Here is a 24,124-nt window from a genome sequence, read left to right on the forward strand (position 1 = left end):
GATAGGCTCGCTGGTCCACGCCGTGCCGCAGGGGGAGTTGAACCATGGAGGCGCTGACCGCCGAGGAACCGCGCGAGCTCGGTCCGTACCGGATGCGGGCCCGACTGCGCGAGACCGGCACCGCCCGGGTCTACCTCGCCCACGGGGCGGACGGGCGCGGGGTCTGCGTCACCGCCGCCCGCCCCGACCTCGCGGCGCTGCCCGCCTTCCGCACCCGCTTCCGCGCCGAGGCACAGGCCGCCGAACGGCTCGCCGGACCCTGGGTGCCGCCGGTCCTGGCCACCGGCCCCGAGGAGTGGCTGCCGTGGCTGGCCACCCCGTTCACGGCCGCGCTCACCCTCGCGGAGGCGGTGGCGCTCGCCGGACCGCTGCCCGAACCGGCCGTGCGCACCCTGGGCGCGGCGCTCGCCGCCACCCTGGAGCGGGCGCACGCGGTGACCGGCGAGGCCTTCCAGGGCCTGGGCCCCGATGTCGTACTGCTCACCGCCGAGGGGCCGCTCGTCACCGCCTTCGGCGTGCTCGGCGGCGCCAGCGCGGCCAGCGCCGGCGAGGGCGGGCGGCTCGGGGTCACGGTCGGCTATCTGACGCCGGAACAGGTCGCCGGGGAGCAGCCCGGCCCGGCCGCCGACGTCTTCATGCTGGGCATGCTCCTCGCGTACGCGGCCGGGGGCGCGGGGCCGTTCGACTCCGGCCCCGCCGACGCGGCCGCCCACCGCATCGCGCACGCCGTCCCCGACCTCACCCCGGTCCCGGCCGCCCTGCGTCCGCTGCTCGGACGCTGTCTGGCCAAGGCGCCCGGGGCGCGCCCGGCGCCCGCCGAGGTGGCCGCCGAGCTGTCCCCGGGCGGGGCCGCCCCGCAGCCCGGCGCCGGCTGGCTGCCCCCGCGCCTGACGGCCGCGATCGCCGAACGGGCCGCGCAGGCACGGGAGTTGCCGGGCGCCGTGGTGGCGGACCGGGTGCCACCGGCCGCCGCCGTACCGCCGCCCGCGCCCGGGACGAACGGCCACCCGGCCGCTCCCCCGCAGCCCGCCCGGGCTCCGCTGCCCCTGCCCGTACCGCCGGAGCGTGCCCCGGCGGCCGGGCCCGCCGGGGGCGGCCTCGCCCGGTTCACCGGCGACCGGCGTTCGCTGCTGACGGCCGGGCTCGCGGCCGCGGCCGGGCTCGCGGTCGGCGCGGCCGGGGTGCTGGCCTTCGACGGGGACGGCACGGACGCCGAGGCGGCCCCCGCCGCCGACAGCAAGGCCGCCGCCCTCCCGAAGCCGGTGCCCGGGGCTCCCCCGGCCCCCCGCTGGGGGTACGCGGTGCCCGGCGGCAAGCTCCTGGGCACCCCGCTCGTCCAGGGCGCGGTCCTGGTCGTTCCCGGCGCCGCACTCACCGGCGTCGACCTGCGCACCGGCCGCCAGTTGTGGCACCGCCCCGAGCTGGCCGGGGTCGCCCAGCTCCAGCAGGCGGGCGCCGACCCGGCGGTGGCGTTCGGCGTCGGCCCCACCGAGTTCACCTGGTTCGCGGTGGCGGACGGCGCGGTCCGCCAGAAGGTGGCGTACGCCCGGCTCGCGCCTGGCATGGGCACCCCCGAGGTGCGCGCGCACGACGGCACGACGGTGTGGTTCACGGCCGCGGTCGGCAAGGACACCTCGCTCTACGCGTACGACATCGCCACCCGCACCATCCTGTGGCGGCGCCCGCTGGGCCGGGGCGAGACCTTCGCGTGGACGGCCGTCGTCGGCGGCCGGCTCATCGCGCGGCGCCCGGCGGCGAGCCCGCCCAAGGGCGCCAAGCAGGTCCTCGCGGAGTTCTTCGCGGTCGACCCGAAGACGGGCAAGGACCTGTGGTCGCGGTCGTACGGCGCGGTGCTGCCCACCGACACCGCGGAGCTCTCGCCCGACGGCGTGCTGCTCACCACGGCCGGCGGCGGCCTCCAGGCGTTCGACCTGGAGACCACGAAGCAGCGCTGGCAGCGCGCCAGGGGCACGACGCTCTACGGAACGCCCCTGCTGGACAAGGCAGTCGTGTACGCCCCCGACAACGGGACGAGGATCGCCGCGGTCACGGCGGCCGACGGGCGGGAGGCGTGGGTCGCCTCCACCGACCTGGCGCCCGTGGGCGCGGTGGAGACCCGCGCGGTGGCGAGCCCCTCCGGCCGTACGGTCCTGGCGCTCGACCCGTTCCAGGTGACCGCGCTGGACGCGGCGAGCGGCGAGCGGCTGTGGAAGTTCCAGGACGCGGGCACCAAGGAGCAGTCGGCGGACCGGGGCGGCTACCGGGCGGTGGCGGCGGGCCCGGACACGGCGGTGGTGTGGCACGGGGCGACGCTGTACGCGCTGCCGGTGCGGTAGCCGACCCCGGCCCCCTCGGCAAGCGCCCGCACCGGGGTACGGCCGGACGGGGGGAGTATTCGCACCATTCACCCGGCTCGGCGCGCACCGCACCGGATCACCGTGCCACCATCCGACCGGAGGTGATCACGTGTCAGAAAGATCCCTGCGTACGGTGTGCACGGCGGCGGCCGTCGCGGCGGCGCTCGTGTCGGCGGTCCCCACGGCGCAGGCCGCGCCCACGCCGCCGCAGAGCCCGGTGACCGGCTTGCTGACGCAGCTGCGGACGCTGTACCGGCAGGCCGAGGAGGCGTCCGAGGCGTACAACGCCGCCGAGGAGCAGCTGAAGGCGCGCGCGGCGGACGAGAAGAAGGTGGCGGCCGGGCTGACGAGGGCGCGGACCGCGCTGGCCCGCAGCCGCGAGGCGGCCGGGCGTCTGGCCCGGGAGCAGTACCAGGGCCGCAGCGACCTCTCCACGTACATGCGGCTGCTGCTGGCGCGCGATCCGCAGGGGGCCCTCGACCAGGACCATCTCATGCGGCGCGCCACGGACGGGCGCCGCGTCGCGCTGGCGCGGCTGGCGCGCACGGAGAAGCAGGCGGACGCGCTCGCCCGGGAGGCGCGCAAGGCCCTGGACGAGCAGGTGGCGCTGGCCGCGCGGCAGCGGCGCGCGCGGGACGAGGTGCGGGCGCGGCTGAAGGACGTGGAGGGCCTGCTGGCGTCGCTCAGCGAGGAGCAGCTGGCCGAACTCGCCGCGCTGGAGCGGCAGGGCACGGCGAAGGCCCAGCGGGACCTGCTGGCGACGGGGGCGCTGAGCGGGGTGCGGGCGCCGTCGCCGGAGGGGGAGGAGGCGGTGCGGTACGCGGTGGGGCAGGTGGGCAAGCCGTATGTGTGGGGCGCGGAGGGGCCGGGCTCGTACGACTGCTCCGGCCTGACCTCGCAGGCGTGGGCGCACGCGGGACGGGCGATCCCGCGCACCTCGCAGGAGCAGTGGGCGTCGCTGCCGCGGGTGCCGCTGCGGGCGCTGCGGCCCGGGGACCTGGTGGTGTACTACCCCGGGGCGACGCATGTGGCGCTGTACGTGGGGGACGGGATGGTGGTGCAGGCGCCGCGGCCCGGGACGCGGGTGAAGGTCTCGCCGATCGCGTCGAACCCTCTGCTGGGGGCGGTGCGGCCGGATCCGGGGGTGGGGGGTGTGCGGGGGTATCGGCCGGTGCGGGTGCCTTCGGGGGTGGTGGGGGGTGGAGGTGCGGACGAGGGGTACGCGGCGGATGCGCCACCGGAGGATTAGCCCCCACCCCGCCCGTTCCCTTAACCCTCCGGGGGTGGGGGTGGGTGGAGGCCCGGTCCCCCGGGGGCTGCGCCCCCGGACCCCGCTTGGTGTTCACGCGCGGGCCGGTGGGGGGCTGGTCGCGCAGTTCCCCGCGCCCCTTAAAGGCCTCGGCTCCGCCATCGCGTCCACCCTGGCCGCCCCCCGCCAGGGGCGCGGGGAACTGCGCGAGCAACCCACCACCACCCGCAGCACGACAACGGGTCCGGGGTTACGCCCCGGAGACCTCTGCCAGGTACGCCTTCGCCTTCTCCTCCTCGAAGAAGAAGTTCTCGAAGTCCGACGGGTCGTCGAAGCCGTTCGCGAAGCGGTCCGCCACCGGCTGGAGTTCGGATGCCGCGCCGATCAGCTGGAGGACGTGCTCCGGCGGCGCCCCCAGCATCGCGTTCGTCCACTTCACCACGGGCTGCGCGGTCGCCCAGTACCGCTCGAACGTCCCCCGCATCCACGCCTCGTCGAACGCCTCCTCGCCCCGCTCCAGAATGGACGCGAGGTAGGACGCCGCGCACTTGGACGCCGAGTTGGAGCCCTGGCCGGTGATGGGGTCGTTGGCGACGACCACGTCGGCCACGCCCAGGACCAGGCCGCCGCCGGGCAGCCGGCCGACGGGGTTGCGGACGGTCGGGGCGTACCGGCCGGCCAGCGTGCCCCCGGCGTCCGTGAGTTCGACCTTGGTCGCCCGCGCGTACTCCCACGGGGTGAAGCGTTCCATCAGCTCCAGCGTCAGCGAGAGGTGCTCGCCCGGGTCCGTGACCCCCTGGAAGACGTCCAGCGGCCCGCCGGGGATGCCCTCCCAGAAGAGGATGTCGGCCCGGCCGGACGTGGTCAGCGTGGGCATCACGAACAGCTCGCCCACCCCGGGCACCAGGTTGCAGCGGACCGCGTCGAAGTCGGGGTGCTCGGGCCGCGGGCCGAGGCCGTGCACGTAACTGACCGCGAGGGCCCGCTGCGGCTCGGTGAACGGCGAGCGCGAGGCGTCGCGGCCGAACATGGACACCAGCTCGCCCTTGCCCGCCGACACCAGCACCAGGTCGTAGGTGCGGGCGAAGAAGTCGAGGTCGGAGACGGCCGCGCCATGGATCACCAGCTGGCCGCCGCGCTGCGCGAACGTCTCCATCCAGCCCGCCATCTTGACCCGCTGGTCGACGGACTGCGCGTAGCCGTCGAGGCGGCCGACCCAGTCGATGGGCCGGGAGGCGTCGGGGGCGGCCACCGAGACGCCCAGGCCCTCGATGCGCGGGGCCTGGGACTCCCAGAAGTTCAGGCCGAGGTCCCGCTCGTGCTGGAGCGCCGTGTGGAACATGCACTGCGTCGACATGACCCGCCCGGAGCGGATCTCGTCGGCCGTGCGGTTGGACATCAGGGTGACCTCGTACCCCTTCGACTGGAGTCCGAGGGCCAGCTGGAGCCCGGACTGGCCGGCCCCGACTATCAGGATTCTCCGCATGCGAATGTGCTCCGATACGTCAGCAGATATGAGAAAGAGGAAGGTGCCCGCGCCCCGGAGGACCGCGCCCCCGAGGGGCCGCGTCCCGCTACTCCGGCAGCTCGTCCAGCGCGTGGGCCACCAGTCCCAGCAGCGACTCGATCACCGTGATCCGGTCGCGCGCGTCCATGATCACGACGGGGATGTGCGGCGGCACCGTCAGCGCCTCCCGGACGTCCTCCGGCTCGAAGGACTCCGTTCCCTCGAAGTGGTTGACCGCCACGATGTACGGCAGGCCGCAGCTCTCGAAGTAGTCGAGCGCCGGGAAGCAGTCGGAGAGCCGGCGGGTGTCGGCGAGCACCACCGCGCCGATCGCCCCGCGCACGATGTCGTCCCACATGAACCAGAAGCGCTGCTGGCCGGGCGTGCCGAACACGTACAGGACGAGGTCGTCGTCGAGCGTGACCCGGCCGAAGTCCATGGCCACGGTCGTGGTGGTCTTCTCCGGGGTCGACGACAGGTCGTCCGTGCCCTCGCTCGCCTGGGTCATCACCGCTTCCGTCTGGAGCGGGGTGATCTCCGAGACGGACGACACGAACGTCGTCTTGCCCACGCCGAAGCCGCCCGCCACGACCACCTTGGTGGCGATGGGCGCCCGGGTGCGGTCCTGCTGCCAGGGCCGCAGCTCCTCGTCGGCGGACAGCGCGGGCGCCGGGGGCGCGTCCGGCACCAGGAGTTCAGAGGCGGCGGAGTCCACTCATGACCCTTTCGAGCAGCGCGCGGTCGGGCCGCCCGGAGCCGTGCCCGGTCCCGTACACACGGATTCTTCCCTGGTCGGCCAGGTCGCTCAGCAGCACCCGGACGACCCCCAGCGGCATGCGCAGCAGCGCCGAGATCTCCGCGACCGTGCGCATCGCGCGGCAGATCTCCACGATCGCCCGCATCTCCGGCATCAGCCGCATCGGTGACGCGCCCAGTGCCCTGCGCTCCTCGGGCGCCTCGATGGCCGCCACGAACGTCTCCACGAGCAGGACGTGGCCGAAGCGGGTACGGCCGCCGGTGAGGCTGTACGGGCGGACCCGGGCCGGTTTGCGGCCGGCGCCTCGTATCGGCAGTTTGGGGGCGGACGAGGTCACTGGACGGCCTCCATCGACTGGCGCAGCTCGCTGCGGAGTTCGGGGGTGAGCACGTGTCCGGCGCGGCCGACGAAGAGGGCCATGTGGTACGCCACGACGCTCACGTCGCAGTCCGGGGTGGCGTGCACCCCCAGCAGCGAGCCGTCGCTGATCGACATGACGAAGACGCTGCCCTCCTCCATGGCGACCACCGTCTGCTTGACGCCGCCGCCGTCCATGAGCCGCGCGGCCCCGTGGGTGAGGCTGCCGATGCCGGAGACGATGGTGGCGAGGTCGGCGCTGGAGCCGCGCGGGCCCTCGGGGCGGGGCTCGGTGCGGGTCTGCCGCTGGTCCGGGTCGGACGAGAGCAGCAGCAGGCCGTCGGAGGAGACGACCGCCACCGACAGCAGGCCCGGCACCTCCTCGACCAGGTTCCGCAGCAGCCAGTGCAGATTGCGGGCCTCGCTGCTCAGTCCGAACGTGCCGGTGCCGGTCGCGGTCAACTGCGTGCCTCCTCGACTGTCTCCCCCGTCTGTGGCCTCTGGTTCTTCTGCTCTTCTTCGCTCGGTGTACGCGGGACTTCCTGGATCTCGGTCTCGGCGTGCCGGCGGCCCTCCAGGGCGCCCTGCTGGAATCCGCCGAGCCGCCGCCGCAGGGCGTCGGCCATCTCCGCGCCGCCCTTGCGCGGGGCGGGGGCGGCGGGGCCGGACTTGACCACCTTCGGGGTGCGCTTGGGCAGCCCCTTGTCGGTGACGCGCTGGGCGGGGACGGCCGGGGAGGGCTCGGGCTCCGGCGCGGTGTCCGGTCGCCTCTTCGTTTCCGGTACCGGTGCCACTTCCGACTCCGGTGCCGGTGCCGCTTCCGTCTCCGGTTCCGTCTCCTCTGCCGACGGTGCCGGGAGCCGCATCTCGAACGTGGGCTCGTCGACCCGCCCGTGCGCCTCCGCCTCAGCCTCTGTCGCCGCCGCGGCTTCCGCCTCCGCGTCGGCCGGGACCGGGGCCTGCGCCGGGGCGGGCGTCTGCTTCGGGAGCGGGATCTGCGCGGTGCGCTCCGCCCGCTCGGGCAGCACGTTGGAGTTGGCCTCCGCCAGCGCGCCCGGCAGCGTGAAGCGCGGGGCGTCGCTCTGCGCCGGCACCGCGTGCGGCGGCGCGGCCGGGGGCGTCTTCGGCAGGAGCGCCTCGGGCAGCACGACCACCGCCGCGAGCCCGCCCTGCTTCTGCTCGCGCAGCTCGATCCGCACCCCGTGGCGCCGGGCGAGCAGCGCGGCGACGTGCAGTCCGAGCCCGCCGGACTCGGTCCCGGGCTCCGCCGGCTCGTACGAGGAGGGGTCCGCGAGCCGCATGTTGAGCTCGGTGCGGCGGGCGGGGCTCACGCCGATGCCCTCGTCCTGGACGGAGAGCATGACCTCGCCGCTCTCCAGCTGCCAGCCCGAGAGCTGGACCTGGGCGTCCGGCGGGGAGAAGGAGGTGGCGTTCTCCAGGAGCTCGGCGACCAGGTGGCTGAGGTCGTCGGCGGCGAACCCGGCGACCTGGGCGTGCGAGGGCAGGGCCTGGATGACGACCCGCTCGTACCGCTCGATCTCGCTGACGGCGGCCCGCAGCACGTCGACGAGCGGGACCGGGCCGGGGTGGTTGTGGTGGTGCTCGGCGCCCGCGAGGACCAGCAGGTTCTCGCCGTGGCGGCGGATGACCGTGGCCATGTGGTCGAGCTTGAAGAGCGTGGCGAGCTGGTCGGGGTCCTGCTCGCGCTCCTCCAGGCCCTCGATGATGCCCAGCTGGCGCTCGACCAGGCCGAGGCTGCGCAGGCCCAGGTTGACGAAGGTGTGCTGCACGGTCCCGCGCGCCCGCTCGACCTGGGCGGTCAGCTCCCGTACGGAGGCGGCCAGTTCGGCGCGTTCGGCGGCGAGGTTCGTGCGGTCCTCGCGTGCCTCGTCCCGCTGCGCGGCGAGGGTGTCGGCGCGGCCCGCGTGCTCGCGCAGCCGGTCGTGGAGCGTGTTGAGGGAGCGGACGACCTGGGCGAACTCGTCGTTGCGGCCGGTGAAGCGGACCGGCTCCTCCGTCTCGGGGGCGCTCGCGAGCCGGGCCGCGCCGCGCCGGAGCACCGCGAGCGGCCGGGTCAGGCTGCGGGCGGTCGCGGAGGAGATGCCGACCGCGAGCAGCAGCAGCGCGCCGACCAGCGCGACCCGCAGCTCCAGGCCGGTCACGTCGTCGTCGCGCAGCGACTCGAACCGTTTCACCTGGGCGGCGGCGAGCGCCGACTCGGTGCCGCGCATCCGGTCGATGCGCGCGGTGAGCGCGGCGGCGACCTTGTCGGCGCCCAGCCTGCGGTCGGCGGAGCTGAGTTGCGGCTGGTCGGTGAGGCGGGCGAGGTAGCGCTCGGCCGCGTCCACGTCCGGGCCGGTGACCGTGGTGGAGAGCTTCTCGCGGGCGGTGGCGGGGGCGGCCTGGTCGAAGTCGGCGAGCGCGGCCTGCTCGCGCACCCGCGCCTGCTGCCCGGCGGCGCTCAACGCGTCCCGGGTGCGCCCCTCCTCGCCGTCGCCCGCGTCCTTCTGGACGTACCGCCCGGTGATCGGGTCGTAGACCGGGGTGGTGGCCTTCTGCGGGACCGAGAGCGCGGCGACCAGCAGGCCCCGGGTGGCGGAGGCCTGTTCGACGGCGCGGCCGAGGTCGGCCGGGGCGCGGGAGGCCCCGGCGGCGCGCGGGGGCGTCCGGGCGGCCAGCTCGTCGGCGAGGCCGAGCAGCTTGCCGATCACGTCCGAGTACGTGCGGTGGGCCTCCAGGGCCGTGCCCTTGCCGGTGAGCGCGGTGCGGCGCAGCGAGGGCACGGTGGCCAGGTCGCGGCCGAGGGCGGCGGGCGCGGTGGCGCGGATCTCGTCGATGCGCCGGTCGACGCGGGTGGCGCGGTCCTTGAGGGCGGCGTCCTCGCGCGGGTCGCGGCCGCCCGCGATGTACGCGGTGAGGTCGTCGCGTTCGTCGGCGAGGGCGTGGGCGAGGATGACGGCCTGCTGGTCGAGTTCGGCCAGGGTGACCAGGCGCTGGGACTCGTTGAGGTCCGAGGAGGCGGTGAGCAGCGCGGGGGCGCCCGCGCCCAGGACGGTGAGGGAGACCAGGGCGACCGAGGTGACCAGCCGGGTCCGTACGCGCACGGGGCGCGCGGCGCCCGTGGCGCCCTTGGCGCCCTCTGCGGGGGCGCCGTCCTTGCCCCGAGGCCGCTTGTTCTGCACCGGTGCTCTCAATCTTGACTCGTCCACCATGAAGCCGAGGTGACGACCGGTCATGCGTCTCTTGCGTCGTATGCGACGCGTTCCCACCCCTGCACGGCTTCCGACCATTCCAGTGGTTTTGGGAAGGAGGCATGCAACATCCACTCCGCCACCCGAACGAGTGAACAACACTCGGGAGTTGGCGTTCAACTCCCGCGGAATGCCCGCCCCCGCTCGTGTGGGAGGCCGGTTGGAACTTCCGCGCGGCCTTTGGCAGGATGCCCGCCCACAGCTTCCCGGGGGGCCTCCCGCACGGGCCGCGGCGCCCGGTCCCCCCAACTGGTCCAGGCCAATTGGGGGTCAAGGGGGCGGGGTGGAGGGGTCGTGCAGACTGGCTCCATGCGCATCGAGCTCGCCACGGCCCCCGGAGACCCCGCACGCCCCAACGAGGACTGGGCCGCCGCCGCGCTGCCCGCCGCCGGGCGGGGCGGCGTGCTGGTGGTGCTGGACGGGGTGACTCCGCCCCCGGGCAACGGCGACTGTGTGCACGACGTGCCCTGGTACACCGCCCGGCTCGGCGGCGCGCTGACCGAACTGTCCGGTTCGCGGCGCGACATACCGCTGACCGCGATCCTCGCGGAGTCCATCAGGCGCACCGCCGACGCCCACCGGGACACCTGTGACCTTTCTCACCCGCGCACACCTCAGGCGACCGTGGTCCTGGCGCGTTGGGACGAGGAGGCGGTGGAGCATCTGGTCCTCTCCGACTCCGCGCTGCTCCTGGAGTCACCGGACGGCGCGGTCCGGGCGGTCCTGGACGACCGGCTGGAGCGGCTGCCGGGCGACCTGCTCGTCTCGGACGAGGTGGCCGACGCCCGCGCCCGCAACAAGGAGGGCGGTTTCTTCACCGCCGCCGCGGACCCCTCGGTGGCCGGACGCGCGGTCACGGGGCGTACCCCGGTACGGGACGTACGCGCGCTCGCCGCGCTGACCGACGGCGCGACCCGGTGGGTGGAGACCTTCCGCGAGGGCGACTGGGCGGGGTGCCTGGCGCTGGTGGCCAAGGCGGGACCGCAGCGGCTGATCGACCGGGTGCGGGAGCTGGAGCACGCGGACGCCGGCGCCGGCCGTACGTGTCTGCGGCGGAGCAAGACGCACGACGACGCCACCGCCGTGTACGTCGAGCTCTGAGGCGCGGCCGGGCCGGGGTGCCCTCCCGGCGCGTGGTGCCGCCGCCTCTAGGGGCGCGCGGCGCCCGGCTCCTGCATGTCCGCCCTGGCGTTCAGCTGGTGCAGCAGCCGCGCCAGTTCCGCGATCTCGCCGCGGTCCCAGTCGGCCAGCTTGGTGACGTACTGGGCGCGGCGGGCGTCGCGGACCCGGCGGAAGCGGTCCAGGCCCTCCCCGGTGAGGCGCACCAGCGAGGCGCGCCCGTCGGCCGGGTCCGGCTCGCGCGCCACCAGGCCCAGGTCCTCCAGGGCGCGCAGCTGGCGGCTCATGGTCGCCTTGCCCACGCCGAAGTACGCGGCGAGTTCGGTGGCCCGCTGCGGACCGCCCTCCTCCAGACGTACGAAGAGCCCGTAGGCCGCGGCCTCCAGCTCGGGATGGACCGCGCGGGCCATCTCGCCGGAGGATGCCCTGGCACGCCTCAGGAAGACCGCCAGCTCGCGTTCGAGTGCGAGGAACTCCTGGTCCGGACCGTGCACATCAGCTCCCATTCCACGCTGCCTGGACGGGACAGTATTTCCCAGTCCCCCGGGGCCGGGGCCCCCGGCGTCGTCCACCGGGGGCCCTTTGGCTCAATCACGCGTCGCGCGGGTGGGGGTCCCCCCCTGTTCGAGCGGAGTCGAGAACTCGGGGGAGCGTTCAGCAGGTGCCGGCCGGCCGCTCCCGGGTGACCAGGTCCGTCCAGCCGGTGGTGCCGTCCAGCCACACGACCCGGCGGCCGCCCGCGGCGGACGGGTAGAGCTGCTCACCGCGGTTGCAGGACAGGCGCTCCTTGCGGGTGCCGTCGGCGCTGAGCTGCCACAGCTTGGGCAGGGTCTCGTTGCGGTACTGGGTGTCCGGCAGCGTGGTGTTCACCGTGACCGCCTCGTCCGAGGCCGTCAGGTCGAACGGGATCAGCGCGCCGGGCCCGGCCTCGGGGCTGAGGTCCACCGCGCCGGTGCCGTCCGCGTTCGAGCGGCGCACCGCCAGCTGCCCCTGGTCGGCGATGTTCTCGTCGACCAGCCAGAACACGTTCCTGCCGGTGATGCCGGTCTGGCCGATCGCCTGCGGCTCGCCGAGCTGCTGGACGAGCCGGGCGCGGCCGGTGGCGAGGTCGTACGTCTCCACGCCCAGCTTGTAGTCGTCGCCGCTGCGGTAGAGCTTGGCGTACGCGATCCTGCCGTCGCGCAGCGAGGGGAGCGCGCTGCCGACGTCGTACCCGCCGCCGTCCACGAGGGTGGGCTCGCGGTCGCCGGGCCTGAGGAAGCCGACGTGCCGCCCGCCGAAGGTGTCGAAGACCTCGAAGACCACCGTGCCGTGCTCGACCCGCAGGTTCTGGACGGTGGTGGACGAGGTGTAGAGCGTCCTGACGGGGCCGCCGGCGAGCGGCCGGGAGAGGATGTCGACGCTGGTGGCGCCGAACGCGGCCCACACCACCGTGGTGCCGTCGGTGGCCGGATACACGTGGTAGCGCCCGTCGTTGGGGCTGATCAGCCTGGGCGTGCCCCGGCCGTCGACGCGTCCGGCGTAGACCGAGTAGGCCTCGGTGCCGTCGTCGTTGGACTGGGAGGTGGCCCACCAGCCGCCGCCCGCGGCCGTGCCCGTGCCGGTGGTGTTGACCTTGCCGAAGAGGCGGTCGGAGTCGACGCCGAGGGCGTTCTCCCAGCCGGGCACGATGCCGTGGGCGCTGAACGACCGCTTGACCACGTTCCGCTGCCTGGCGGAGAGCCCCATGTCCTTGGCGGCCGCGACGACCGCGTCGCGGGCCTCGGTGTAGCCGTCCAGCGGCGTCATGTACGTGGAGAGCGCCTTGTAGACGAGCCGGTCCGCGAGGAAGGGGTCCTTGGGGTCGAGGTCCTGGCGGATGTCCCACAGGGCGCCCGAGAAGACCGTCGAGTTGAGGTGGACGCCGCCGTTGTCGGTGGAGAAGGTGACGCCGAGGTAGTCCTTGGACGTGGTGCGGCCGTCGTTGAGGTCGCGGAAGGCGCAGTCCCGGGGCTTGGCGGTGCGGCACAGGTCCTCGCCGATGAGCCCGGAGTCCGGGTCGTCCATCCTCGCGCCGCTCGCGGTGGTGTCGATGGCGTTGCCGAAGTAGTCCGCGAGCGCCTCGTTGAGGGCGCCGGACTGGCCCGCGTAGACGAGGTTCGCGGTGTTCTCCACCACCCCGTGGGTCATCTCGTGGCCGACGACGTCGAGGTCGGCGGAGAGCGTCCGGTACTGCTCGTCGCCCGCGCCGTACACCATCTTCTGGCCGTCCCAGAAGGCGTTGACGAACGGGCCGCCCGCGTAGGTGACGCCCACCAGCGAGTTGACGGCCATGCCGCGTCCGTCGAGGCTGTCGCGGCCGTGCACCTTCTTGTAGTAGTCGTAGACCTGTCCGGCCGCCCAGTGGGCGTCGACCGCGCCCGACTCGGTGGCGTCGCCGCTGTAGTGGGGGGACGGGCTGGTGAAGTCCTTGAGCCCGTCCGGCCAGCGCCCCGAGGCGTCGTCGACGTCGACCGCGCGGGCGTCCCAGGTGTGCAGGGTGTTCTTGCTGGTGGCCGCCATGCGCGCGTGGTCGACGAGGCTGTACCGCCGGTTCGCCTCGTCGAACGCGACCTCCAGCGGGACCTGGTCGCCGTTGGAGCGGACGCCGGTGCCGCTGGTGCCGGGGCCGGGCGCGGCGGCGGGTGCCTGCCGCACGGCGTCCGCTCCCGCCCCCGTCCCCGTCGCCGCCGCCGGGCGCGGTGCGGCCGGCCGGTCCGCGGTGAGCGTCCTGATCAGGCTGTACTGGAGCACCGGGAAGCCCGCGCGGGCGTCGACGTACACGTCCTGGAGGACCGGTTGGCCGGTGGCGGGGTCGGTGCCGCGCACGGTGACGCGGTAGGTGAGGACGCCGGCGCCCTTGGGGACGACGACCAGGCCGCCGGCCCGCCCGCTGAGCGCGGCCGCCGCACCGCTCTTCGCGCCCGCGGAGGGCCGGACGTCCTTCTTGCCGAGGGTGGCGCCGCCGAGCCGGGCGGCGACGGAGGAGACGGCCCGGCGCACGGCGAGGTCCTCGGTGACCGTCGCCGCCGTGGGAGCGGTCAGACCGGTGAAGTACTTGCCGGAGGTGCCGGTGACGACGCGCCTGCCGTCCTTCTTCTCCATCCGCACCACGTACTGGCCGCCGAGCACCTCGACGCCGTGGTGCCTCTGCTGGAGCCGTACGGTCTCGTCCGCGCCCTGGCGCAGGGTCTGGACGGGGGTGAGGTCGCGGCCGGGGTCGGCTATCCGGTAGCGGCTCTCCCTGGCGGCGAGGTGGCCGCGGGCCGCGTCGGCGGGCGCGGCCTTCGCGTCGGCGCTCTCGTGGAGGCCGTCCACGAGGGCGGGCGTCTCGGTGCCGGTGCCGGGCACCACGTCGGCGGCCGGCACCCGCGGCGAGGGCGCGGCCTGGGCCGCCGGTACGGCGGTGGCGAGGAGGGCGGCGGCGCCGAGGAGGGCGGCGGCGCCCGCGCCCCGGACCGGTGAACCGGCCGTCCTGCTCCCCCGGGTGCCGCCTGTTCCGGCTCTGCCTGCTCTGGGCTTGTGCAAGGTCGTTCCTCCACGGGCCGATGCGAGGTGCCCCCCGCGGACGGCGTCGGCCGCGCGGGAGGCCGGTGGCGCCGGTGGGCGCCGACTGGTCATGGCCATGCAAGCCCGGGAGGCGTGAACTCCTCAATGGGGCCTCTGTGTTGACAGGGGAGCTTTGGCGCGAACGCGACCCGGGACATCGGCCGGGAGCCGGGCGGCACGGCCGGGGCGCGGCGCCCGGCGGCCAACCGCCCACGGCTGAAAGTTACTTGCGGCCCGCGGCGGTCGGCCCAGCTCGCGCCCGCCGCGGCCAGCCCGCCACAGGCATGGGCCAATGGCAGTCCGGCAAGCCCTTTCGCGTCACGGTCTACGTGCGTAGCTTTTTCCGTATGACATGTCCACAACGACATGTCGATCCCCAGGCACGTCCCCCCACCCTTCGCCTTTCGGAGGCACGCAATGCCCGTGCACAGACCCGGAACGGCCCGTCGCGGTCCCCTCGCCGCGGCCGGAATCCTCCTCCTCTCCCTCGCCCTCCTGCTGACCGCGCCCGGCACCTCGAACGCGGCCGGGACCCCAGCCCGCGGCTCCGCCACCCTCGGCATGGGCGTCGCCGCCCACGACGGCACCGGTCCCCTCCCGCGCGACACCCGGACCGTACAGACCGTGCAGTTGGAGGGCGTCGACACCAGCAGCCACAACGGCAACGTGGCCTGGAGCACCCTGTGGAACAGCGGGGTGAGGTGGGCCTACGTCAAGGCCACCGAGGGCACGTACTACACCAACCCGTACTTCGCCCAGCAGTACAACGGCTCGTACAACGTCGGCATGATCCGCGGCGCGTACCACTTCGCCACGCCCGACACCGCGAGCGGCGCCGCCCAGGCCGACTACTTCGTGGACCACGGCGGCGGCTGGTCGCGCGACGGCCGTACGCTGCCGGGCGCGCTCGACATCGAGTGGAACCCCTACGGCGCCGCCTGCTACGGCAAGTCCGCCGCCGGGATGGTGAGCTGGATCCGCGACTTCGTGAACCAGTACCGGGCCCGCACCGGACGTGACGCGGTCATCTACACCGCCACCAGCTGGTGGACCCAGTGCACCGGCAACTCCGGCGCCTTCGGCTCCACCGACCCCCTGTGGATCGCCCGGTACAACACCGACCCGGGCGCCCTGCCGGCCGGCTGGGGCTACTACACGATGTGGCAGTACACCTCCTCGGGACCGACGGTCGGCGACCACTCCCGGTTCAACGGGGCGTACGACCGGCTCCAAGCCCTCGCCAACGGCTAGGGAACACCGGTCCGACGGGCTCCCGGCGCGCCCGACGCGCGCCGGGGGCCTGCCCGTGCCGCGCGCCGTCATACGACAGGATGGTCACCATGCGCGTGCTGCGAACGGTGGGGCGGGTGACCGCCGCGGGGATGCTCGCCCTGGTCACGGGGTGCGGCGGGTCGGCCGTGTCGGCTCCCCAGCAGGACCGGCCCGACGAGGCGCCGCCCGCGCCCGCCCCGCAGTCCTCCGCCACCGCCACCGCCGGACTGCCGTTCGTGGGCGTCCTGGTCGACGGCGACAAGCACTGGTGCACCGCCGCCGTCGTCGCCGGCCCCCGGGGCAATGTCGTCGCCACCGCCGCGCACTGCGCCGACGCCGGGTCGGCGGGCTCGATGGAGTTCGCCCCCGGTTTCTCCGGCGCGGGCAAGGGCTCCTTCCCGTACGGGACCTGGAAGGTCAGAGCCGTGCAGACCGACGCGCGCTGGTCCGACGACGGCGACGACGCCTTCGACTACGCGTTCTTGACCCTGGAGCCGGACGCCCGGGGCCGCAGCGTGCAGAGCGTGGTGGGGGCCGCCCAGCCCGACTGGGGGTCGGGGCCGCGTCGCCGGGTCACCGTCGTCGGCTATCCGGACGAGGACCACAACCCGGAGAACCGGCCCATCGCCTGCACCACCGACACCCGCCCGGACCCCGATCTGGCGAGCGACGTACGGATCGACTGCGCCGGGTTCTGGACCGGCACCAGCGGCAGCCCCTGGCTGGCCGATCACCGCGGGCCCTACCGCCCCGGCCGTCTCATCGGGGTGCTGAGCGGCGGCGACACGGATGTGGCGTCGACGGCGGTCCTTTTCGACGCGCATGCGCGGGCGCTGTACGAGCGGGCTGCGCGCTCTTAGGGGTGTTTTCGTCTGCGGACCGTGGGTGGCTGGTCGCGCCCACGCGGCGGAGCCGCACATGTCACAGCCCCGCGCCCCTGACTACCCAGGGGCGCGGGGAACTGCGCGAGCAACCCACCACGGTCCGCGGACAACCACCGGGCCGCTACGCCGCCACCGGCACCGGCACCTCCGCCGGGGACAGTGCGATCTGAAGGACCTGGCGGACGTCGCTGACCGGGTGGACCTCCAGCTTCTCCAGGACCTCCGCCGGGACGTCGTCCAGATCCGGCTCGTTGCGCTTGGGGATCACCACCGTGGTGATGCCCGCGCGGTGCGCGGCGAGCAGCTTCTGCTTCAGGCCGCCGATCGGCAGCACCCGGCCGGTGAGCGAGACCTCCCCGGTCATCGCCACGTCGGTGCGCACCAGCCGGCCGCTGAGCAGCGAGGACAGCGCGGTGACCAGCGTGATGCCGGCGCTCGGGCCGTCCTTGGGGACCGCGCCCGCGGGGAAGTGGACGTGCACGCCCCGGTCCTTGAGGTCGGCCACCGGCAGCTCCAGTTCGGCGCCGTGCGAGCGCAGGAAGCTCAGGGCGATCTGCGCCGACTCCTTCATCACGTCGCCCAGCTGGCCGGTGAGGGTCAGGCCCGCGGCCCCCGTCTCCGGGTCGGCCAGGGACGCCTCGACGAACAGGACGTCGCCGCCCGCCCCGGTCACGGCGAGGCCGGTGGCCACCCCGGGCACCGAGGTGCGCCGCTCCGCCGGGTCCTGGGCGGACTCGGGGACGTGGTGCGGGCGGCCGATCAGCGCGCGCAGGTCGTCGGGCGTGACCGTGAAGGGCAGCTCGCGCTCGCCGGTCTCGTGCTGGGCCGCGACCTTGCGCAGCAGCCGGGCGAGCGAGCGCTCCAGGTTCCGCACGCCCGCCTCGCGGGTGTACTCCCCCGCCAGCTTGCGCAGGGCCTCCTCCTCCAGGACGACCTCGCCGCCGTCGAGCCCGGCCCGCTCCAACTGGCGCGGGAGCAGGTGGTCGCGGGCGATGACGACCTTCTCGTCCTCGGTGTAACCGTCGAGGCGGACGAGCTCCATCCGGTCGAGCAGCGCCTCCGGGATGGCCTCCAGGACGTTCGCCGTGGCCAGGAAGACGACGTCGCTCAGATCGAGCTCGACCTCCAGGTAGTGGTCGCGGAAGGTGTGGTTCTGCGCCGGGTCGAGGACTTCGAGCAGGGCCGCGGCCGGGTCGCCGCGGAAGTCGGAGCCGAGCTTGTCGATCTCGTCGAGCAGCACCACCGGGTTCATCGACCCGGCCTCCTTGACCGCCCGTACGATCCGGCCGGGCAGGGCGCCCACGTACGTACGCCGGTGGCCGCGGATCTCGGCCTCGTCCCGGACGCCGCCGAGGGCGACGCGGACGAACTCGCGGCCCATCGCGTGGGCCACGCTCTCCGCGACGCTCGTCTTTCCGACACCGGGCGGGCCGACGAGGGCGAGCACCGCGCCCCCGCGCCGGCCGCCGACCACGCCCAGGCCCCGGTCGGCGCGGCGCTTGCGGACCGCCAGGTACTCGGTGATGCGCTCCTTCACGTCCTCCAGGCCCGCGTGCTCGGTGTCCAGGACCGCGCGGGCGCCCGCGATGTCGTAGACGTCCTCCGTCCGCTCCTGCCAGGGCAGTTCCAGGACGGTGTCCAGCCAGGTGCGGATCCAGGAGCCCTCGGGGGACTGGTCGCTGGAGCGCTCCAGCTTCTCGACCTCCTTGAGGGCGGCCTCGCGGACCTTCTCGGGCAGGTCGGCGGCCTCCACCCGGGCCCGGTAGTCGTCGGACTCGTCGCCCTCGGACTCGCCGTTGAGCTCGCGCAGCTCCTTGCGGACGGCGTCGAGCTGGCGGCGCAGCAGGAACTCGCGCTGCTGCTTGTCCACGCCCTCCTGGACGTCCTTGGCGATCGCCTCGGCCACGTCCTGCTCGGCGAGGTGCTCGCGCAGCTGCTCGGTGGCGAGCCTGAGCCGGGCGACCGGGTCGGCGGTCTCCAGGAGCTCGACCTTCTGGGCGGTGGTGAGGAAGGGTGAGTAGCCGGAGTTGTCGGCGAGGGCCGAGACGCCCTCGATCTGCTGGACCCGGTCGACGACCTGCCAGGCGCCGCGCTTCTTGAGCCACTCGGTGGCGAGCGCCTTGTACTCCTTGACCAGTTCGGTGACCTGGCCGGGCAGCGGTTCGGGGACGGTCTCCTCGACCTGGGCGCCCTCGACCCACAGGGCGGCGCCGGGGCCGGTGGTCCCGGCGCCGATGCGCACCCGGGCCACGCCGCGGATGAGCGCGCCGGGGTCGCCGTCGGAGAGCCGGCCGACCTGCTCCACGGTGCCGAGCACGCCGGTCGCGGCGTAGGCCCCGTCGACGCGCGGGACGAGCAGCACCCGGGGCTTGCCCGCCGAGGGGCCGTCGGCCCGGACCGCGGCCTGGGCGGCTTCGACGGCGGCGCGCACCTCGGTGTCGGACAGGTCCAGCGGCACGACCATCCCGGGCAGCACGACCTCGTCGTCGAGCGGCAGCACAGGCAGGGTGAGCGGTGCGGACGAGTGAGCCATGATCTCCCCTTCGGCAGTCAAGTTGAGCTATGCCGACTCAATGCATGTGAGCCCGGGAATGTTCCCCCGGGCCTGTTCGCTCTGAGCGATCACCTCTTGTAAGAGTCACATCACAGAAAGGACTATTACCACCTCGTACGTTCGCAAGGGGGCGGTCATGGAGTCGGTACCGGAGCTCGTCGAGGCCTGGACCAAGGGGTGGGTGGTCTCGCGCGGCGCGGCGGCGCCGGTCGCCGAGCCGTGGGGGTGGAGCATCGACGTCGGCCAGGTCAAGCAGGTGTGCCGGCACGTCATGCCCGAGCCCGACGAGGCCTCGGTGCGCAAGCTGGCCCACGCGGCGGCCGTGCCGGGCACCTGGCTGAAGCTCTTCGCGGACGACGACACGGTCCGCCCGTGGCTCGGCCCCGGCTGGGAGTACGAGCAGCCCGGCTTCCTGATGACGGTGCCGCTGGCCCCGGCCGATGTGCCGGTCCCGGCCGGCTACACCCTCACCCGCTGGACCACCGGCGGCGTCCTGCGCGTCCTGGTGCGCACCGGGGACGGCCACTTCGCCGCCCGCGGCCAGATCGCCCCCACCGGCGCGACCGCCGTCGCCGACCAGATCGAGACGGCGCCCGGGCACCGCCGCCGGGGCCTGGGCAGCGTCGTCATGCGCACGCTCCAGAGCGGCGCCCACGCCGCGGGGGCCACCACGGGCGTCCTGGTCGGCACCCCCGAGGGCCGGGACCTGTACGGATCGCTCGGCTGGACGACGCGCTCTCCCATGGCAAGCCTGTACTTCGCTCCCACCGATCCGGCATCCTCGGCTCCATGAGCCTCATGGGCAGGACCACCACCACCGGAGCACTGCTGCTCGCCACCCTGCTCGCGGCGACGGCCTGCGACTCCGGCGACTCGACGGCGGACGGCGCCTCCAAGTCGCCCACCCCGGCGCCGAGCACGACCCTGAGCGCCCAGCCGCCGGCGACCTCCCCGACTCCGGGCACCTCCCCGGCGGGCACGGCCACGCCGCCCGCCCGGCAGGGGCAGTTGCTCCGGCTCGTGGTGAGCGGCGGGTTCGCGGGGGTGCACAACGAGCTGGTGGTCAAGGACGACGGCTCGTACACCTCCACCCGCCGGGACGGGCAGAAGACCACCGGCACGCTGACGCGGGAGGAGCTGGCGAAGCTGCGCGAGGCGCTGGTGGACGCGGACTTCGCGCATCTGCCGCCGCGCCCGACCGGGCGCCCGATCGCCGACGCGCTGATGTACCAGTTCACGTACGAGGGACACGTCGTCCTCGCCGACGACGTGCACCAGACCCCGGGGCTACGGGCCGTGCGGGCCCGGCTGCCCGTCGGCTACCGCTGACGGCCCGCCGCCGGACCGGGCGGCCCGGCGCAGCACCGGCCAGCAGACGACGCCGACGAGCAGGGCGGTCGGATGGCCCCAACTGGCCAGCGGGTCCGCCATGTCCAGCAGGTCCTGGGTCAGGAGCACGGCCATCACCCCGAGCACCGGCCACCGCAGCAGCGGGGGCAGCAGCCCGGCGAGCGCGCCGACGCTCGCCATCAGCCCGAAGCTGATCCCGTAGTCCAGGCGGTGCAGCGAGGAGTCCGGCAGCTGCCCCGCCGCGACGGAGACGCCCACCGGCACCTCGGTGACCAGCGTCGCCACCACATGGCCGAGCAGGAACACCCCGGCCGTGCGCAGCCCGCCGACGCGGCGCTCCAGGGCGGTGAGGATGAAGACGAAGCCGACGGCCCACGGCGAGGAGATGCCGCCCGCGATCCACAGCGCGCTGGCCACCAGCACCAGCACGGGCGTACGCGTGAGGTGCTGCACATCGGTGCTGGAGCCCTCGAGGAGGGTACGGACCGTGTCCGGGTCGCCGAACTCCATGTAGAGCGAGGTCAGGAGCAGCAGCAGGGTGTACCCGAAGGTGAAGGGCGTGCCGGCCGGGGTCGGTACGAGGCGGGCGGCGCCGCGCCACACGTCACGCGCGCCCGGTCCGGCGGGTGCCCCGGGGCTCCGGGCCCCGTCCGCGCCGCCGCTCACGCGCACGGCGGGGCCGGCGACCTCGCGGTCGCGCGCGGCGCCCTCGCCGAGGACGGCCTCGTCGTCGAGCCCCGTCGGAGGGGCCACCGCGACGTCCCCGTCCTCCGCTGCCCCGTCGGCCGTCGCCTCCGCGGCCGTCGGCCGCTGCCGCGGGATGCCGTCGAGCAGATCCGCCCGTTCGCGCGTTCTCTCAGGGTGCACCGGTGAGGCCCCTTCCACCGGGCGCCCCGCTCGCACCCGGAACCACAAGCCACGCCGGTGATCGTCCGGCCTTGCTGCTTACGCTTGTACAACGCTCACCCTCTGCGAACGCTCCCGTCCGCGTCTATGACTTGTGCCACATCGGACAACCTTTGACGCAGGCCGCGCGTCGGCCTTCGAGCCGTTCGCTCCGCATCACGAGGAGGTCCTTCGATGTCCATCGCCGACCCGATCGCCGCACCGGTCGTCCTCGACCGGCGCGAGGGCCCGTACGGGGAGGTGGTCCTGCGCCGGCGCGGTCCGCACTTCGAGATCATCGCCAACGGCACCTTCCTGATGGACACCTCCGACGGGCGCTCCGAGCGGCTGCTGGTGGACGCCGCGTACGAGGCGCTGGCGGACCGCCGCGAGCGGCCCTCGGTGCTCATCGGCGGGCTCGGCGTCGGCTTCTCCCTCGCGCACGCCGCCGCGAGCGGGCGGTGGGGCCGGATCGCCGTGGTGGAACGCGAGTTGGCCGTCATCGACTGGCACCGCTCGGGCCCCCTCGCACCCCTCTCCGAAGCCGCCCTGGCCGACCCCCGCACCGAGGTCCTGCACACCGATCTGGTCGCCTATGTGAGGAGCGCTCCGGACACCTTCGACGCGCTCTGCCTGGACATCGACAACGGCCCCGACTGGACCGTGACCCGGAGCAACGACAGCCTCTACTCCCCCGCCGGCCTCGCGGCCTGCCGGGACCGGCTCACCCCCGGCGGAGTGCTCGCCGTCTGGTCCGCGCGGCCGTCGCCCGCCTTCGAGGAAGCTCTCCGTAATGCCGGATTCCACGGGGTTAGGACCGAAGAGATCACAGTTGCCCGGGGCGTCCCTGACGTGGTCCATCTCGCCGTTCGCCCTGCGTAGCCGGGACGCGGCCGGTGCCTCTAGTCTCTGACCGACACGAGGGATCACCCCACGGATCCCCGGAAGCAATATCAGGGCGGGGCGATGGAGCAGGCACACACCACCCACAACGGCGTAGCGGCCACCCCCGGCGCCCAGCGCCGGGTGCTGGTCGTCGAGGACGACACGACGATCGTCGACGCCATCGCGGCGCGGCTGAGGGCCGAGGGCTTCCAGGTCCAGACCGCCCTCGACGGCCCGGCGGCCGTCGACACCGCCGAGGCGTGGCAGCCGGACCTGATGGTCCTGGACATCATGCTGCCGGGCTTCGACGGGCTCGAGGTGTGCCGCCGCGTGCAGGCCCGCCGGCCGGTCCCGGTGCTGATGCTGACGGCCCGCGACGACGAGACGGACATGCTGGTCGGGCTCGGCGTCGGCGCGGACGACTACATGACCAAGCCGTTCTCGATGCGGGAGCTGGCGGCCCGGGTCCACGTGCTGCTGCGCCGGGTCGAGCGCGCCACGCTGGCCGCCGCCACCCCGCGCACCGGCATCCTGCGCCTGGGCGAGCTGGAGATCGACCACGCGCAGCGCCGGGTCCGGGTGCGCGGCGAGGACGTCCACCTCACTCCGACCGAGTTCGACCTGCTGAGCTGCCTGGCGAACACCCCGCGCGCGGTGCTCTCGCGCGAGCAGCTGCTCGCCGAGGTCTGGGACTGGGCGGACGCCTCGGGCACCCGGACCGTGGACAGCCACATCAAGGCGCTGCGCCGGAAGATCGGGGCCGAGCGCATCCGCACGGTCCACGGCGTGGGATACGCGCTGGAGACCCCGGCGCCATGAGCCGGGCGGCGGCCGGGGCGGTGCACGGACGGACCCGGCGGGACGGGCCCCGCGGCCGGGCCCGCGACCGGCTGCGCGAGCGGCTGAAGGGCGGGCTGCGCGAGGTCTCCATCTCCATCAAGACCAAGCTCGGCTCGCTCGTCGTGGTCTCGGTCTTCATCACCACCGGGCTGCTGATGGTGGCCGTGCAGACCCGTACCGAGCTGCGGTTCATCACCGTCTTCTCGGTGATCGCCACCCTGCTGATCACCCAGTTCGTGGCGCACGGCCTGACCGCGCCGCTGGACGAGATGAACACCGTCGCCCGGGCCATCTCGCACGGCGACTACACCCGGCGGGTGCGCGGCGCCGACCGCCGCGACGAGCTCGGCGACCTCGCCTCCACGATCAACCGCATGGCGGACGACCTGGAGGCCGTGGACCGCCACCGCAAGGAGCTCGTGGCGAACGTCTCACACGAGCTGCGCACCCCGATCGCGGCGCTGCGGGCGGTCCTGGAGAACGTGGTGGACGGCGTCTCGGCCGCCGACCCCGAGACGATGCGCACGGCCCTGAAGCAGACCGAGCGCCTCGGGCGCCTGGTGGAGACCCTGCTGGACCTCTCCCGCCTGGACAACGGCGTCGTACCGCTGCGGGCGCACCGCTTCGAGGTCTGGCCGTATCTGTCGGGCGTGCTCAAGGAGGCCAACCTGGCCGCGTCCCGGCGCGGGCTCTCCTCCGGCTCCGGCAACCACACCCGTACCGACGTCCATCTGCACCTGGACGTCTCGCCGCCGGAGCTGACCGCGTACGCGGACCGGGAGCGGCTGCACCAGGTGGTCGCCAACCTCATCGACAACGCGGTCAAGCACTCGCCGCCGCACGGCCGGGTCACCGTACGGGCCCGGCGCGGCCCGCAGCCCGAGTCGCTGGACCTGGAGGTCCTGGACGAGGGCCCGGGCATCCCGAAGTCGGAGTGGCACCGGGTCTTCGAGCGGTTCAACCGGGGCGACGCCTCGGCGCCGCACGGGCCGGGCAGCGACGGCGGCACGGGACTCGGCCTGGCGATCGCCCGCTGGGCGGTGGATCTGCACGGCGGTCAGATCGGCGTGGCCGAATCCTCACGCGGATGCCGCATCCAGGTCACCCTTCCGGGAGCACCCCGGGCGACGAATTGACGTAGGGTTCGAACCGGAAGCACACGTTCTGCGTGTGGGTAGGTACGAGCACATGGTCTTCGGACCGTGGGGCACACGGTCCTCGGGGCCGTGGCCGATGCGAGGCGTACCCAGAGGAAGCAGAACCTGATCTGTTTCCCGCCAAATCCTGCCC

General features: G+C 74.3%; 19 protein-coding genes. 10 read left to right on the forward strand and 9 right to left on the reverse strand.

The window, feature by feature from the left end; all coding sequences use genetic code 11:
• The first annotated feature begins 44 nt into the window (after nt 1–44).
• Both AC069K_RS06130 and AC069K_RS06135 read left to right on the forward strand, forming a co-directional pair.
• On the forward strand, nt 45–2,336 hold the full coding sequence (locus AC069K_RS06130) for an outer membrane protein assembly factor BamB family protein (protein ID WP_478612530.1): 2,292 nt from the start codon (nt 45–47) through the stop codon (nt 2,334–2,336).
• A 130-nt stretch (nt 2,337–2,466) separates the two neighbouring features.
• The gene (locus AC069K_RS06135; protein WP_478612533.1) at nt 2,467–3,606 is read left to right on the forward strand and encodes a C40 family peptidase; all 1,140 of its coding nucleotides are present in this window, start codon (nt 2,467–2,469) and stop codon (nt 3,604–3,606) included.
• Between the two features lie 250 nt (nt 3,607–3,856).
• Here AC069K_RS06135 and AC069K_RS06140 read toward each other — a convergent pair whose 3' ends face one another.
• The 5 genes from AC069K_RS06140 to AC069K_RS06160 all read right to left on the reverse strand — a co-directional run bounded on the left by AC069K_RS06140 (nt 3,857) and on the right by AC069K_RS06160 (nt 9,409).
• Nucleotides 3,857–5,092 (reverse strand): styrene monooxygenase/indole monooxygenase family protein, encoded by a 1,236-nt coding sequence (locus AC069K_RS06140; RefSeq protein WP_365102513.1) that lies wholly within the window; start codon nt 5,090–5,092, stop codon nt 3,857–3,859.
• An 88-nt stretch (nt 5,093–5,180) separates the two neighbouring features.
• Nucleotides 5,181–5,828 (reverse strand): GTP-binding protein, encoded by a 648-nt coding sequence (locus AC069K_RS06145; RefSeq protein WP_478612537.1) that lies wholly within the window; start codon nt 5,826–5,828, stop codon nt 5,181–5,183.
• On the reverse strand, nt 5,809–6,207 hold the full coding sequence (locus AC069K_RS06150) for a DUF742 domain-containing protein (protein ID WP_365102515.1): 399 nt from the start codon (nt 6,205–6,207) through the stop codon (nt 5,809–5,811). Before AC069K_RS06150 ends, AC069K_RS06145 begins: the two co-directional genes overlap by 20 nt.
• On the reverse strand, nt 6,204–6,689 hold the full coding sequence (locus AC069K_RS06155; RefSeq protein WP_358835887.1) for a roadblock/LC7 domain-containing protein: 486 nt from the start codon (nt 6,687–6,689) through the stop codon (nt 6,204–6,206). The genes AC069K_RS06150 and AC069K_RS06155 overlap by 4 nt, the downstream gene beginning before the upstream one ends.
• On the reverse strand, nt 6,686–9,409 hold the full coding sequence (locus tag AC069K_RS06160) for a sensor histidine kinase (RefSeq protein ID WP_478613306.1): 2,724 nt from the start codon (nt 9,407–9,409) through the stop codon (nt 6,686–6,688). The genes AC069K_RS06155 and AC069K_RS06160 overlap by 4 nt, the downstream gene beginning before the upstream one ends.
• A 378-nt stretch (nt 9,410–9,787) precedes the next feature.
• On the opposite strand from AC069K_RS06160, the gene AC069K_RS06165 reads away from it, so the two are divergent.
• The gene (locus AC069K_RS06165) at nt 9,788–10,579 is read left to right on the forward strand and encodes a hypothetical protein (protein ID WP_478612542.1); all 792 of its coding nucleotides are present in this window, start codon (nt 9,788–9,790) and stop codon (nt 10,577–10,579) included.
• 47 nt (nt 10,580–10,626) lie between these two features.
• Here AC069K_RS06165 and AC069K_RS06170 read toward each other — a convergent pair whose 3' ends face one another.
• A complete protein-coding gene (locus tag AC069K_RS06170) occupies nt 10,627–11,103 on the reverse strand; it encodes a MarR family winged helix-turn-helix transcriptional regulator (RefSeq protein WP_365102523.1) in 477 nt (158 codons plus the stop codon).
• A 148-nt stretch (nt 11,104–11,251) separates the two neighbouring features.
• Complete coding sequence (locus AC069K_RS06175) at nt 11,252–14,143, reverse strand: M4 family metallopeptidase (protein WP_478612545.1); 2,892 nt, start codon at nt 14,141–14,143, stop codon at nt 11,252–11,254.
• Between the two features lie 438 nt (nt 14,144–14,581).
• Between AC069K_RS06175 and AC069K_RS06180 the strand changes: the two genes are divergently transcribed.
• On the forward strand, nt 14,582–15,415 hold the full coding sequence (locus tag AC069K_RS06180) for a lysozyme (RefSeq protein WP_365102528.1): 834 nt from the start codon (nt 14,582–14,584) through the stop codon (nt 15,413–15,415).
• Between the two features lie 89 nt (nt 15,416–15,504).
• A complete protein-coding gene (locus AC069K_RS06185; RefSeq protein WP_478612549.1) occupies nt 15,505–16,296 on the forward strand; it encodes a trypsin-like serine peptidase in 792 nt (263 codons plus the stop codon).
• A 145-nt stretch (nt 16,297–16,441) separates the two neighbouring features.
• On the opposite strand, the gene lon is transcribed toward AC069K_RS06185, so the two are convergent.
• On the reverse strand, nt 16,442–18,853 hold the full coding sequence (lon, locus tag AC069K_RS06190; RefSeq protein ID WP_478612552.1) for an endopeptidase La: 2,412 nt from the start codon (nt 18,851–18,853) through the stop codon (nt 16,442–16,444).
• Between the two features lie 157 nt (nt 18,854–19,010).
• Between lon and AC069K_RS06195 the strand changes: the two genes are divergently transcribed.
• On the forward strand, nt 19,011–19,667 hold the full coding sequence (locus tag AC069K_RS06195; RefSeq protein WP_478612555.1) for a GNAT family N-acetyltransferase: 657 nt from the start codon (nt 19,011–19,013) through the stop codon (nt 19,665–19,667).
• Entirely contained in the window at nt 19,664–20,203 is a 540-nt protein-coding gene (locus tag AC069K_RS06200; RefSeq protein WP_478612558.1) for a hypothetical protein, read from the forward strand. The genes AC069K_RS06195 and AC069K_RS06200 overlap by 4 nt, the downstream gene beginning before the upstream one ends.
• On the opposite strand, the gene AC069K_RS06205 is transcribed toward AC069K_RS06200, so the two are convergent.
• Complete coding sequence (locus AC069K_RS06205) at nt 20,162–21,091, reverse strand: rhomboid-like protein (RefSeq protein WP_478612561.1); 930 nt, start codon at nt 21,089–21,091, stop codon at nt 20,162–20,164. The two genes, AC069K_RS06200 and AC069K_RS06205, sit on opposite strands and share 42 nt — an antisense overlap.
• A gap of 213 nt (nt 21,092–21,304) precedes the next feature.
• Here AC069K_RS06205 and AC069K_RS06210 point away from each other — a divergent pair, with 213 nt between their 5' ends.
• The 3 genes from AC069K_RS06210 to AC069K_RS06220 all read left to right on the forward strand — a co-directional run bounded on the left by AC069K_RS06210 (nt 21,305) and on the right by AC069K_RS06220 (nt 23,970).
• Nucleotides 21,305–21,991, forward strand: a complete 687-nt coding sequence (locus AC069K_RS06210) for a spermidine synthase family protein (protein WP_365102543.1) — start codon at nt 21,305–21,307, stop codon at nt 21,989–21,991.
• A gap of 84 nt (nt 21,992–22,075) precedes the next feature.
• Complete coding sequence (locus tag AC069K_RS06215) at nt 22,076–22,813, forward strand: response regulator transcription factor (protein WP_067163879.1); 738 nt, start codon at nt 22,076–22,078, stop codon at nt 22,811–22,813.
• Nucleotides 22,810–23,970 (forward strand): sensor histidine kinase, encoded by a 1,161-nt coding sequence (locus tag AC069K_RS06220; protein WP_358836516.1) that lies wholly within the window; start codon nt 22,810–22,812, stop codon nt 23,968–23,970. The genes AC069K_RS06215 and AC069K_RS06220 overlap by 4 nt, the downstream gene beginning before the upstream one ends.
• The last annotated feature ends 154 nt before the right edge of the window (nt 23,971–24,124 follow it).

The organism is Streptomyces sp. NPDC043908 (assembly GCF_056435525.1).

Excerpts from the sequence above, each read along its gene's own strand:
- AC069K_RS06130 (WP_478612530.1), top strand. The coding sequence starts at position 45 with ATGGAGGCGCTGACCGCCGAGGAACCGCGCGAGCTCGGTCCGTACCGG.
- AC069K_RS06140 (WP_365102513.1), bottom strand. The coding sequence starts at position 5,092 with ATGCGGAGAATCCTGATAGTCGGGGCCGGCCAGTCCGGGCTCCAGCTG.
- AC069K_RS06165 (WP_478612542.1), top strand. The coding sequence starts at position 9,788 with ATGCGCATCGAGCTCGCCACGGCCCCCGGAGACCCCGCACGCCCCAAC.
- AC069K_RS06170 (WP_365102523.1), bottom strand. The coding sequence starts at position 11,103 with ATGGGAGCTGATGTGCACGGTCCGGACCAGGAGTTCCTCGCACTCGAA.
- AC069K_RS06180 (WP_365102528.1), top strand. The coding sequence starts at position 14,582 with ATGCCCGTGCACAGACCCGGAACGGCCCGTCGCGGTCCCCTCGCCGCG.
- AC069K_RS06185 (WP_478612549.1), top strand. The coding sequence starts at position 15,505 with ATGCGCGTGCTGCGAACGGTGGGGCGGGTGACCGCCGCGGGGATGCTC.
- lon (WP_478612552.1), bottom strand. The coding sequence starts at position 18,853 with ATGGCTCACTCGTCCGCACCGCTCACCCTGCCTGTGCTGCCGCTCGAC.
- AC069K_RS06195 (WP_478612555.1), top strand. The coding sequence starts at position 19,011 with ATGGAGTCGGTACCGGAGCTCGTCGAGGCCTGGACCAAGGGGTGGGTG.
- AC069K_RS06200 (WP_478612558.1), top strand. The coding sequence starts at position 19,664 with ATGAGCCTCATGGGCAGGACCACCACCACCGGAGCACTGCTGCTCGCC.
- AC069K_RS06210 (WP_365102543.1), top strand. The coding sequence starts at position 21,305 with ATGTCCATCGCCGACCCGATCGCCGCACCGGTCGTCCTCGACCGGCGC.
- AC069K_RS06215 (WP_067163879.1), top strand. The coding sequence starts at position 22,076 with ATGGAGCAGGCACACACCACCCACAACGGCGTAGCGGCCACCCCCGGC.
- AC069K_RS06220 (WP_358836516.1), top strand. The coding sequence starts at position 22,810 with ATGAGCCGGGCGGCGGCCGGGGCGGTGCACGGACGGACCCGGCGGGAC.